This is a genomic window from Salipiger pallidus (genome assembly GCF_014643635.1).
Lineage (GTDB): Bacteria > Pseudomonadota > Alphaproteobacteria > Rhodobacterales > Rhodobacteraceae > Salipiger > Salipiger pallidus.
The window spans coordinates 34,675-46,643 of sequence record NZ_BMJV01000012.1 but is presented as its reverse complement, the minus strand read 5'-3'; the positions used below and the strand labels follow the sequence as shown (position 1 = coordinate 46,643).

12 protein-coding genes are annotated in these 11,969 nt (G+C 59.8%); 2 read left to right on the top strand and 10 right to left on the bottom strand.

The features are described 5' to 3' along the window. The 6 genes from IEX41_RS20135 to IEX41_RS20110 form a co-directional block, all read right to left on the bottom strand. The gene (locus tag IEX41_RS20135) at nt 1-483 is read right to left on the bottom strand and encodes a c-type cytochrome (protein ID WP_007803408.1); all 483 of its coding nucleotides are present in this window, start codon (nt 481-483) and stop codon (nt 1-3) included. After that, nucleotides 480-1,874, bottom strand: a complete 1,395-nt coding sequence (locus IEX41_RS20130; RefSeq protein ID WP_007803406.1) for a multicopper oxidase family protein — start codon at nt 1,872-1,874, stop codon at nt 480-482. Before IEX41_RS20130 ends, IEX41_RS20135 begins: the two co-directional genes overlap by 4 nt. Before the next feature lie 43 nt (nt 1,875-1,917). Further along, on the bottom strand, nt 1,918-2,835 hold the full coding sequence (locus IEX41_RS20125; protein WP_007803405.1) for a c-type cytochrome: 918 nt from the start codon (nt 2,833-2,835) through the stop codon (nt 1,918-1,920). Nucleotides 2,836-2,837: 2 nt separating this feature from the next. Then, nucleotides 2,838-3,431, bottom strand: coding sequence for a c-type cytochrome (locus IEX41_RS20120; RefSeq protein WP_007803403.1), 594 nt, complete (start codon nt 3,429-3,431; stop codon nt 2,838-2,840). Between the two features lie 369 nt (nt 3,432-3,800). After that, nucleotides 3,801-4,259, bottom strand: coding sequence for a c-type cytochrome (locus tag IEX41_RS20115; RefSeq protein ID WP_007803401.1), 459 nt, complete (start codon nt 4,257-4,259; stop codon nt 3,801-3,803). Nucleotides 4,260-4,287: 28 nt separating this feature from the next. Next, entirely contained in the window at nt 4,288-4,809 is a 522-nt protein-coding gene (locus IEX41_RS20110; RefSeq protein ID WP_229673415.1) for a L,D-transpeptidase, read from the bottom strand. Between the two features lie 194 nt (nt 4,810-5,003). Here IEX41_RS20110 and IEX41_RS20105 point away from each other — a divergent pair, with 194 nt between their 5' ends. Next, the gene (locus tag IEX41_RS20105; protein WP_188792082.1) at nt 5,004-5,306 is read left to right on the top strand and encodes a DUF2933 domain-containing protein; all 303 of its coding nucleotides are present in this window, start codon (nt 5,004-5,006) and stop codon (nt 5,304-5,306) included. Between the two features lie 283 nt (nt 5,307-5,589). After that, nucleotides 5,590-7,719 (top strand): protein-disulfide reductase DsbD family protein, encoded by a 2,130-nt coding sequence (locus IEX41_RS20100; RefSeq protein ID WP_009807485.1) that lies wholly within the window; start codon nt 5,590-5,592, stop codon nt 7,717-7,719. A gap of 28 nt (nt 7,720-7,747) precedes the next feature. Here the strand turns inward: IEX41_RS20100 and ccmI are convergent, their stop codons facing one another. The 4 genes from ccmI to IEX41_RS20080 are packed head-to-tail and all read right to left on the bottom strand — an operon-like array spanning nt 7,748 to nt 11,941. Continuing rightward, on the bottom strand, nt 7,748-8,899 hold the full coding sequence (gene ccmI, locus IEX41_RS20095) for a c-type cytochrome biogenesis protein CcmI (RefSeq protein ID WP_008327282.1): 1,152 nt from the start codon (nt 8,897-8,899) through the stop codon (nt 7,748-7,750). Continuing rightward, complete coding sequence (locus tag IEX41_RS20090; RefSeq protein WP_009807484.1) at nt 8,896-9,369, bottom strand: cytochrome c-type biogenesis protein; 474 nt, start codon at nt 9,367-9,369, stop codon at nt 8,896-8,898. The genes ccmI and IEX41_RS20090 overlap by 4 nt, the downstream gene beginning before the upstream one ends. After that, nucleotides 9,366-9,932 carry a DsbE family thiol:disulfide interchange protein gene (locus IEX41_RS20085; protein WP_009807483.1) on the bottom strand — a complete coding sequence of 189 codons (567 nt, stop codon included), beginning with the start codon at nt 9,930-9,932 and terminating at the stop codon, nt 9,366-9,368. Before IEX41_RS20085 ends, IEX41_RS20090 begins: the two co-directional genes overlap by 4 nt. A gap of 8 nt (nt 9,933-9,940) precedes the next feature. After that, complete coding sequence (locus tag IEX41_RS20080; RefSeq protein WP_188792081.1) at nt 9,941-11,941, bottom strand: heme lyase CcmF/NrfE family subunit; 2,001 nt, start codon at nt 11,939-11,941, stop codon at nt 9,941-9,943. Nucleotides 11,942-11,969: the final 28 nt, after the last annotated feature.

Below are 11,969 nucleotides of genomic sequence, written 5' to 3'. Positions count from 1 at the left end.
TTAGTTCTCTCCCCGTTGTTCGTCGGCTTCTGTCCGCGCGGCCTGGACTTCGCGGATGCGGTCTGGCCAGGTGGACCGGATGAAGGCCAGGATGTTGTGAATTTGCTGGTCGGTCAGCACGTCTGCGAAACCGGGCATGCCACTGTCGAATTCGACGCCCTGACGCGCCAGAAGCGCCGCACCCCCCAGTTTTGTGTAATCGAAGAGCAGGCTGTCAGGATGATGCCAGGTGTGACCCGTCTCATCATGTGGTGGTGCTGGCAGGCGCCCATCCGCGCCGGGCGTTCGCCATTCCGGCTGGCCTTCCAGACCCGCGCCATGACAAGACGCACAGTTTTCTGCGTAGAGCAACGCGCCTTCTTCGATGTCGTAGCTCTCCGCCCTGGACGCGCTGCCGACATCCGAGGATGCACTGGTCGAGAGCCAATACGTGAAGGCGGCTGCTGCGACAGTGATCGGAAGGGACCAAACGAGATATCTCATGTGACCCGTATCCAGGTTGTCATGCCAGATGCGGCGTGGCTGAGCATGTGGCAATGGAACAGCCACTTGCCGGGATTGTCTGCCGTAAAGGCGATCTCCCGGGACTCGTTGCCGGCCAACAGGATCGTGTCCCGCATCGGCCCGAACGCGCCGTCGGGGCGCAGCTCGCGGAAATGCATCCCGTGCAGGTGCATCGCATGTGGGAAAACGGTCTGGTTCTCGATCTTCAGGCGCACCGGCTCGTTCAGGGATAGATCGGCCAGTGGCGTGTAGGTCATTTCGGCGACATCATTCAGGGCCCAGAATTTGCCCGCTTGGGCAAGCTGACGGAATCCAAGACGTTCCCCGCCAAGCAATGCGGACTGCATTCGCCCCATTGCCCCGCCGGACATGACCAGTCGCAAATCACGCGCATCGGCAAGGTCCGGGGCGTGTGCCGCGGGGTTCGGCGGCAACGGCAGTGGCTTGCCTCTTGGTACTGAACTGGCTGTGCCGTTGACCAGAAAACTCACCAACGGGGTCAGTTGATCATCATCGCCGATGCGAAGCAATTGGGCGGTGCCGCCTTCGTCTTCGGTCACATCCACAATTAAGTCGACGCGCTGTGCCGGGCCGAGGATCAACTCGCCGTCAACCGACTGGGGTTGGCCGGTTGGCATTCCATCCACGGCCACCGTCCAGCCACTGAATCCAGAGAGCCTCAGCGGGAAAATTCGAGCGCTTGCTGCGTTGATGATCCGCAAGCGAATGCGCTCGTTGCGCTGCGCGGGCAAGGTCAGGTCATAGCGCCCGTTGGTCGTGATAAAGTTGCCGGTACGTCCACCGTGGCTCATCATCATGGGCTGTTCGAAATTGTCGAACAGCTGCCCGCTCTCAGGGTCGAGCAACCAGTCCTCCAGAACGATGACTTCCTCGCGGTCGATGTCCGGTCCATCGACCTCTTCGACGATCAAGGCACCGCGCAGACCACGCGCGACTTGCTCGTATGAGCGATTATGCGCGTGATACCAATAGGTGCCCGCGTCCGGTACGACGAAGTCGTAGTCAAAGGTTCCACCCGGCGCTACGGCCTCTTGGGTCAGCCCTGAAACGCCATCCATCGCGTTGTCGATCCGGATTCCGTGCCAGTGAACCGAACTGGGATCGGGTACCTCGTTGCGAAACCTGCGACGCACCCGATCGCCTTGTGTGACCCTGATTTCCGGGGCCGGAACGAGGCCGTCATAGCCCCAGATCTCTGTTTCCGGGTAGGTGTCCGGAAGAAGCTGTCGACGTGCAACCTTGGCAATCAGGTCCTCGAACGGGGTCGCGGCAAAAGCCGACTGCGGGATGGCCGCCGCGCAGGCCGCCAGTGTTGCATGGCGCAAGAAATCCCGACGTGTTTGTCTCATTTCGATCCTCGAGAAAGCGGGGGCGTGTTGCCCCCGCGTGGTGTTAGTTCGACGCGGGGTTCTCCGCCTCGACCGTGTCCTTGTTCAGCAGGAAAAGCGCCATCGCTTCGCGATCGGCAGGTGTCAGAAACCGAGTTCCCTCGCGAACCACTTCCGCCATGCTGCCGCCGAAAGCATCGCCCGAAGGGGTGATGCCGGTCTGGAGCGCATAAGCGAGGTTTGAAACCGTCCAGTCATTTTTGACCAGGTCTTTTGGCCGTATCGCGGGGGCCTTGCTGCCACCGGGAAGCTGGGCGTTGCCTGCAAAGGAAGCACCGATATCGCGGCCTCCCGCAAGATTGCGCGGCGTATGGCAGGCTCCGCAATGTGCCGCACCGCGCACCAATTCCCGTCCTCGATTCCATGCGTCGCTTCGCCCTTCAATCGGTTCGGTATCCGGATCGTAGAAGAACGCCGCTCGCCAGAGCTTCAGCCCCCATCGTTGGTCGAATGGGAAGCTGACATCATTTTCTGGTGCAGGCTCGTCCACGGGCGGCACGGTTTGAAACGCCGCCCAGAGGTCAGCGATATCCTGATCAGAAAAATCCGCATAGAAGGTGTACGGGAAAGACGGATAGTACGGCGTTCCATCGGGGCCGATGCCTTGCCGCACGGCTTTTGCGAACTGTTCTGCCGTCCATTCGCCCATGCCATGTTCCGGGTCTGTCGTCAGGTTGGGCGGGTAGAACGTTCCGAACGGGGTTTCGAGCGGCGCCCCTCCGGCAAGTGGTGCGCCGCCCGCTTCAAAATTGGTATGACAGGCAATGCACCCACTGGCGCGCGCCAGATATGCGCCCCGGTCGACATTGCCCTCTATTGCAATCGGAGTCACTGCACTGCCGACAGGCCATGCAATCACGACGCCGAGGCTGGCCGCGCCGAGCACGGCGGCCCCGCTGACGAGTGTCAAGAACCGGCGCATGGTCAGTCTTCTTCCGCCCGGAAGCGTTCATGGCATGCGGAACAGACCTGGGTCGTCATCGCGAATGCTGCGTCGGCGGGCATTTCGGCAATGGCGGCCGCATCCATCATGTCGCCTCGGCCCATCATCGTGCTCCCGCCCATCATGGTTGTATCGCCTCCCATCATTGACCCGCCGCCCATCATCGAGGCGCCATCCATGGAGGTATTGCCGCTCATGCCGCCCAATCCATTGTCGGCTGCGCGTTCCAGGCCCTCAGAGTATTCTTCCAGCTGACTTGCCAATGCCGCGAAGCGCTCCCAGTCGGTCCACACCTCGTCCTTGGCTTCCGAGGGCATGCCCCCTGTGCCCTCTGGGAACAGCTTTGTCATGCTCTCACCGGCGTGCTGCTGGAACAGGCGCGCGGCATCGCGCACTGTTTCTGCGTCATAGGCCGTTTCGCCCCGCATCATCGGGGCCACGGTCTTGACCGCCTTCCCCATTGCAAGCATGGCATCCATGCGCTCTTTCACGATGCCGGTGGCACCGCTATGCGCGAATGCCGTGACCGCAGTACCTGCAATCAACACTGCCGCCACGATAGTCGTCTTTTTCATGTCTTCGATCCTTCTTTGGGTCTGCTTTTCGAGCGATGTGAAATCAGACCCACCGTCGGGGCGGTGGAGGATCGCTGATCGGGCGCAATTCGGTTCGTTGGATCGCGCCGTCTTGCATGACGGCTTTCAGAAAAGAAGGCTCGTACGCCATGTTCGGCTGAAGCAATAACGCTGCCGGGACAGAACAATCGAGGCCTGGATGGCAGTGGCCAGAGGCCTCGGTCGATGGCCCTGCGTCTTCGTGACCATGGTATTCCTGCCCCAACGACGTTTCACCATGATATACCGGCGCCTCTGGCACCCCGAGTACTACAAGGAAAAGGCCGAAAACGGCCGACAGAATCCATCGGTTCGTCTTCGACCAACGCATCAGTTGATCCCGTTGGCCCGCTGCAATTCGCGGACATAGGCGGCCACCATCTTGACGTCTCCTTGGGTCAATCCCTCGATCTTAGGCATATTACCGAAATTCCAGTGATGTGCACGGACGCCGTTTTGAGCTGCCAGAACAAAAGCCATGTCCGAATGGTGGCTCGGTTCGTAGATCTTGTGCACGAGAGGCGGCGCAACACCGTTGCGACCGGCGGCATTTTCGCCGTGACACTCGGAACATTTTGCCTCGAATATGTTCTTCCCAAGCGCCGCCTGCTGCGAGAGTGCGTCAGGCAGCTGGACCTGGACGATCGGATCGCCTTCGGCAATCTCGCTTGTGTCAGGTGGCGTCATGGAGTGGCCAACCGCTAAATCTTCGGCTCCAACGAACTGCCAAACGGCAAAACCCCCGCCGATAACAAAAACGGCACCAATCAGCGCAGTTAATTTGTCCATGCCTGTATCTTCCGCCTTGCCCGTTGGGTCAGATGAGTTTGACTTGAGTGCCGACAGGCGCTCGCTCGTAGACTTCCTCGATCTGTTCGTTGAACAAACCGATGCAGCCGTTTGACGACCGGCGGCCGATCTTGCGCGTGTCCTGTGTCCCGTGAATACGGTAGTACTGCCACGACAGGTACAGTGCGCGAGTACCCAAGGGGTTGTCCGGATCACCCCCCTCGATACGTGCCGGCCATTCCGGATTGCGTTCCCGCATGGAGGGCGTCGGCGCCCAACTGGGGTTTTTGCGTTTTTCCACCACTTCAGTGTAACCGCGTTTGGTGAGTTCGTCGGTCAGCGGAACGGATGTCGGGTAAATCCGCATCTCGCCGTCCGCTGTCCAGTGCTGTAGCGCCATCGTCACGGTGTCTGAGATGATGATCCCTTTGCCGAGCGTGTCGAAATGGTCTTGCCAGTCATGAACTCGGAAAGAAGAAATGTTGCGGCGAATGGTTTCGGCTCGAACCACGCTTGGTGCAACCAAAGCGACAGCCGCATACCCCAACAGGCTTCATCGATTGATCTTGTTGTTTCGCGATGTCGTCATGACACACTCCTAGCCTACGGTTTGTACATGTCTTTTACGGGAGACCCGGCATCAGGCAACCTGACAAGGCCGCGAGAAGTGTATCCATTTGTATCCTTGACCTTACCCTGCTGGAGGGTCGCAAATGACGCCAGGAACGAGACAAAGAGGGTGTCATGGACGACGAAAATCCCAAGAATAGGCCGATTACAGACAAGCTCATGCATTACGGAATGATGGCGTGTTGCATTGTGATGCTGTTGCCCGTGATCGGTTTTTTTCTCGCTGGCGGAACGCTTGCGGGTATGTGGGGCAATGCATCGGCTTTCGCCCCGCTCCTGTTGTGCGTTGGAGCGCATCTTGTGATGCATAGATTCATGGGGAAATCGTGCCATTCCGACAAGGCAAACGATACTATCGAGGAAGCGCCCGAGCCCATAAGTTCCGTGATTCCTAGCGTCGCCCGCAACAGGCAGTGATGTGCGAGGGAAAGCAAAGGTATTCGTATTGCTGTTGATGGTTACATTACTTGGAGGTTGCGCGGGAAGCCTTGCAGACTGCCTAGATCTGAAGGCTATCGTGTCCACGAAGCAAGCGTCAGACCTTCTGCCGGATGGGTGTCGAACCCTTTCATCTTCTGCGACTGGCGTTGCGCGAATTGTCTGTGCGGACGGTCGTCAGGGTTTTGCCACAGGTGGACTTTGACGCAATTTCCGCCGTCCTGGCGAAATCTGCGGAAAATATGGGAAGGAAGCAGGTATCTTGATCGATTGCCTTTTGATCCTGCGACGGGTTTTGCTTATTCCCTTCGTGCTCCTGGCCGTTGTCTCTGGAAGTGTCGCGGCAGCAACCTCTGCTGAATACCAGAGCGCGCCACTCACCGCGCATCTCATTAGTGTACAGGACGGCGTTCCCGAGAACACACAGACTCTGTCAGCCGGGCTTCACCTTCAACTGAACGAAAACTGGAAGACCTATTGGCGGTCGGCGGGCGAGGTGGGAATACCGCCTTCGGTCGAATGGAGCGGTTCCGAAAACGTCGCAGATGTCGAATTCATGTGGCCCGCCCCGACGCGCTTCACCGCCTTCGGCATCGAAAATTTTGGTTATGCGGGTGAAGTCGTCTTTCCGCTGCGCATAACGCTCAAAGATCCCGGCGCACCTGTGACTCTTTCCGCGCAGGTCAAACTGCTGGTGTGCTCCAATGTCTGTGTCCCGGAAGAGTTTGACCTGTCACTTCGCCTCGGACGGGGCAACGTCATCGACAGCACTTCGGCTGGGCTGATCGGTACGTTTTCCGAGCGCGTCCCCGAAGGGGCCAAGACGAGCGGCGTCAGCGAGGCAAATGCCTTCATCGACGAAGACCTCACGGAGTTGATCGTCAGCCTTCGCGTCGATGAACCACTCCAGTCGCCGGATGTGTTTCCCGAACTGGGTATGGGTGTTGCGCTTGGCAAACCCGATATCCGTTTGGGAGAAGAGGATCGTTTGCTTTGGGCGCGCTTGCCGATCCTCTCGTCGAATACGGATGTGACAGTGGCTCCGTCGATTACCGTCACCGACGGCGAGAACCGGGCCTTCACGATCATCGCGGATCGCGTGGCGCAAGGAATAGCACCACCCTTTGAACTGGCCGCCACGACACCGGACATGATGGAACTGATCTGGATTGCCGCGATCGCGCTGCTGGGCGGATTGATCCTGAATGTGATGCCCTGCGTGCTGCCGGTGCTGTCCATCAAGGTGTCGTCTGTGCTCAAACACACCGATCACGACACAACCCGTGTCCGGTTCGGTTTCGTCGCTGCCAGCGCCGGCATCATGACGTTCATGTGGGGTCTGGCGCTCGTCCTCTGGGCGCTCCAGACGGCAGGCCTCAGCGTCGGGTGGGGTTTGCAGTTTCAAAGCCCGCTGTTTCTTGCGGCGATGATCGCTGTCCTGCTCGTCTTTTCGGCAAATCTGTTCGGAGCGTTCGAGTTCGCCCTTCCACACGGCATGCAGACGCGGCTTGCAGGGGCCGGAGGACGCAACGGGTATTCCGCCGACTTTTTCACTGGCATGTTCGGTGCCGTCATGGCGACGCCTTGTTCGGCACCGTTCCTCGGCACCGCGGTGGCCTTTGCTTTGGCCGGGCGTGGCGTGGACATCCTCATCGTCTTTACGAGCCTCGGGCTCGGCCTCGCCCTGCCCTATCTCGTCATCGCCGCGTTCCCGCGTCTGGTCGCATTCATGCCCAAGCCTGGTCGATGGATGCTGATCATCAAAAGCGTCATGGGGGTTTTGTTGCTTGCAACCGCCGTGTGGCTGTTCTGGGTGCTCGACGGTGTCGCCGGGCTTGCGTCTGTCATCGCGGTCGCGGCGTTGTCCGGTCTCGCCGTTCTGATACTATCTCTCCCGAATGTGCAGTCCCAATTCAGGTGGTCTATTGCCATAGCCAGCCTTGTCCTGGCCATTGCCGCAGGTCCTCTCTTGCAGCAATCAGCACCTGCGCGTTCGACGCCGCAGTTGGCAATGGCTTGGATCGCATTTGATCGTTCGGAAATAGCGAAACGCGTGTCCGCAGGAGAGGTCGTTTTTGTCGATGTGACCGCTGACTGGTGTCTGACTTGCAAAGCGAACAAGACACTTATCATCGATCGGGAGCCAGTCCGGAGCGCGCTTGAAGCGCCTGGAGTCACGGCGATGCAGGCAGATTGGACACGCCCGGACACGCGCATTTCCCGCTACCTTGAGAGTTTCGGCAGATACGGCATCCCCTTCAATGCCGTCTACGGACCATCGGCACCGAACGGCATTGTGCTGTCCGAATTGCTAAAAACCGAGGACGTGATGAACGCCTTGGCGCAAGCCAGTGGTCGGGATGTTTCCGCAAAGGTTGCCGGACAGGAGTGACCTGCTCGACCGGGACACCGAGCAGTAGTCAGCCGCCGAGCCGCTCAAGCGCGGCACGGACCGCCGCACGCCGAGGATCACTGGCGGGCTGCTGCTCCAACAGCGCTTCAGCCTTGCGGTAGGCCTCAACGGCGCGATCGGGCTCCTGAAGGACGGTATAGGCATTTGCCAGCCGCATCCAACCATCCAGATCGTCCGGTTCATCCTCAAGACGCTCGGCCAGCCGCGAGACCATCGATCGGATGAACTCCGCGCGATCCGCGTCATTCATCTCCGACGCCGCCGCGACATCTGCGGCACTCGGGCCTGGTTGCGACGTCGGCCCGCTGGGTAGATTGACGACCGGAAGGTCAGCTGCCGCTGCAATCCGGTTGATCTGCGCTGCATAGGTCTCCATCCAGGGAACGTAAGCCTCTTCCTGATTCAGTCGTGAAACAAGCAGATCGTAGGCCTTACGCGTCTCTTCTTGCTGAAAGTAATACAGAGACTCGAAGTAGGTTGCCGCAGGATTGGATGGGTCAAGGTCCAAAGCGCGATCAATGGCCAATTTCGCCCGTGGAATAACAACGCCGTCATTGGCAACCGCGACAGCCTCTGCCAGCATGGAGAATGTCGCGGAGGTGGCATCCTCCCGTTCGGCAACGACTTCGAAGGCTTCGACGGCATCGGCTGCTCTGCCCATGCGCTGATAGGTCTGGCCCAACAGCATCCACCCTTCGCTAGGGCCGCCGGTCGGATCGGATACAAGCCTTTCGCGAAGTTGTATTGCCAGCGCCGTCACTTCATCAGTCTGTGCCCGCTCCTCTGCACGGGCAGCGAAGGCCATTGAAGGAACCTCCGGCGATCCCATCGTCAGATAGTAGCCCGCGGCAATAACCGGCGCGAGGACCGCCGCGACAACGAGAGTGACTCTGCCACCATTACGGGATGATCCGGCTTTTTCTTCCGAATTGCGGGTCGTCGCGAGGATCCGTTTCTTGATCTCGAGTCTGGCCGCTTGAGCTTCCTGTTCAGAAATCAAACCGCGGTCCATGTCTCGTTGGATTTCCCGCATCTGATCGGCGAGGATCGCCGGTACCGCATCCCCTCTGGTGAGAGTGTTCGATTTGGACAGCAGCAGCGGGTAGAGGACAATTCCGATTGCGACCAGCGTCAAAAGAACGAAAATACCCCAGATCATGACGCATCCCCCGCTTCGTTTTGCCTGAGAATTTCGGACACGGTGTTCTCATCCTCCGAGCCCAAGTCTTCAAATGCCTCTTGCTTTCGCCGACTCATCAGTAGCCCGCCACCAACGAAAACCCCGATCAGAACGAAAGCGATCGGAGCGAACCAAAGCGCGTAGGTCGCAGGCTCCAGAGGCGGTTTCAGCAGCACGTAATCCCCGTACCGCGCCCGTATGTATTCGATCACCTCCGCGTCGCTGTCTCCAACGACCAGGCGCTCGCGTACGAGCAGACGCAAGTCCCGCGCCACACCCGCGTTCGAACTGTCGATGTCCTGGTTCTGACAGACGACGCATCGTAGATCCTTGGAAATCTCCCGCGCACGCTGTTCCAATACCGGGTCGGTCAGCATTTCGTCCGGTTCCACCGCATTGGCGGCAAAGGGAAGGAGCCCGATGCAAAACGCGAAAATCAACTGTCTCATGAACCTGCTCCATTTGGCAGTGCGCCTGCCTGCTTCAGGGCTTGCGTGAACCGTTCGACGGCGTCCGGACCCACGACCGGCCCGACATAGCGAAACAAAACGGTGCCATCGCTATCGACGATGAAGGTTTCCGGCACGCCCGACAGGCCCCATTCGATCCCGGTCCGGCCCGACAGGTCGGACCCGATCCGCTCGTAGGGATTGCCGAGGTCATTGAGCCACTTCACGGCATCCTCAGGTTTGTCTTTGTAGTTTATTCCGAACAACCGCATGCCGTCTCGTTCGACAAATCTTGTCAACACGGCATGTTCCGCGCGGCAGGGCACGCACCAGGACGCAAAGACATTGACCACGACCGGTCGTTCGTTGCCGACAAGATCGCTTCGGGCCAGGCCGGGTGTCTCCAACCCCGGCACGGGATCGAGGTCGAACGCCGGGGCCGGTTGCGAGATCAGGACGGAAGGGATCTCGTTGGGATCCCGGTCGGGATTGAGCCCCCAGAGAAAAAACCCACCGAATATGACCGCCGCAATAAACGGCAGCCCGGCAATGAGACGTTTCATCTTCTCTCCTACTCGGCAGGAACGGCATCGGTGGCTGGCTGTTTGGCACGGCGCGGCGCCCCGACCCTCAAACGGCGATCCGACAAGGACAAACAGCCACCGATCACCAGCAGGATCGAGCCGATCCAGATCAGGTTGACGAGCGGTTCATAGAGGATCCGAAGGGTCCATGCTCCGGCGTTGTTCACTTGATCGGAGGCTGGCGTTGCAATCGACGTATAGAGATCACCCGCCAATGTGGAGCGGATGGCCGACTCCGTCGTCTGGCTTTCCGCGACCGGGTAATACCGCCGTTCCGGGAAAAGTGTCGTGACCAATTCGCCATCCCGACGCACCACAAGGGTGCCGCGATCCGCGATGTAGTTCGGCCCTTGAACCTTTGCGGCCCCTTCGAAGGTGATGTCGAACCCGGCGATCGTGACTTCGGTCCCGGGGGCGGCAAAGACGATCTCCTCACTCTTCCATCCGGTCGAGCCGATCATCCCCATCATCAACACAGCGACGCCGGCATGGGCAAGCGTCATACCGTGAGAGGCGCGTGGCAGGTTGCGCACGCGTCTCGCGCTCTCTGCAAGGGAAACCTCGAACAGACGGATGCGTAGCGCCCATTCCCGCAGGGTCGCAAAAAGCAGCCACGCTGCGCCGAGGATGGCAAGATAGGCCATGATCGGCCCACCGTTCAGAAGATACCATGCGGCCAAGGCTGCAATGACCGCCAGCACGGCCACGAATTGGATGCGATCGAGCAAACCGGCGATATCAGCCCGCTTCCACGACAGGAATGGACCAAGACCCATGAACACGACCAGTGCCAGCATCATCGGAATGAAGGCCGCGTTGAAGAAAGGTGGACCGACCGAGATCTTGTCCCCGGTGACAGCCTCCAGGATCAGTGGATAAAGCGTCCCGAACAGGACCGTTCCCGTAGCGGCGGCCAGAATGAGGTTGTTCACGAGCAGCCCGGCCTCGCGGCTGATCGGGCGAAACAGACCACCCGGCTCCATTTCGGGCGCCCGCCAGGCGTAGAGCGCCAGCGACCCACCGATGGACACGGCCAGCAGACCCAGAATGTAAAGCCCGCGCTCTGGATCGACGGCGAAGGCATGCACGGATGTAAGCAGGCCTGACCGGACGATGAACGTCCCGAGCAGCGAAAGCGAGAAAGTCAGGATGGCAAGTAGGATGGTCCAGCTTTTGAACGCGTCGCGCTTTTCGGTGACGATGGCGGAATGCAGCAGCGCCGTGCCCAGAAGCCAGGGCATGAAGCTCACGTTCTCGACCGGGTCCCAGAACCACCAGCCGCCCCAGCCCAGTTCATAATAGGCCCACCACGATCCAAGAGCGATACCTGCCGTAAGGCTGACCCACGCGGCCAATGTCCACGGGCGGACCCATCTGGCCCAGGCCGGATCGACGCGCCCTTCCAGAAGAGCCGCAACGGCAAAGGAAAACACGATGGAGAAGCCGACATACCCGAAATACAAGAGCGGCGGGTGCATGGCGAGACCCATGTCCTGAAGCAACGGGTTGAGGTCATTGCCGTCGAGCGGCGGCGGAAACACCCGCTCGAAGGGGTTCGACGTCAGCAGCAGGAAGGACAGGAAGCCGACGCTGATCCACGCCTGCACCGACAAGGTGCGCGCCTTGGTCTCGGCGGGGATGTTCGATCCGAACCAGGCGACGCCCGCGCCGAACACCGCGAGTATCAGGATCCAGAGCAGCAGCGAACCCTCATGGCTGCCCCAGGTCCCGGCCACCTTGTAGAGCATTGGCTTGAGCGAATGGGAGTTCTCGACGACGTTCCTGACGGTGAAGTCGCTGACGATGAAGGCCTGCATCAGCGCTGCGAAGGCTATGGCCACAAACAGCACTTGTCCTATTGCCGTCGCCTGGGCGGATTTCATCCAGACGGCGTTTCCACGCGACGCACCTGCAATCGGCAGAACGCTTTGAACAAGCGCAAGCGCAAGCGCGAGGGCCAGTGCGAAGTGACCAATTTCCGGGACCATGGCGTTCTTTCCTATTCAGCGTCGGTGG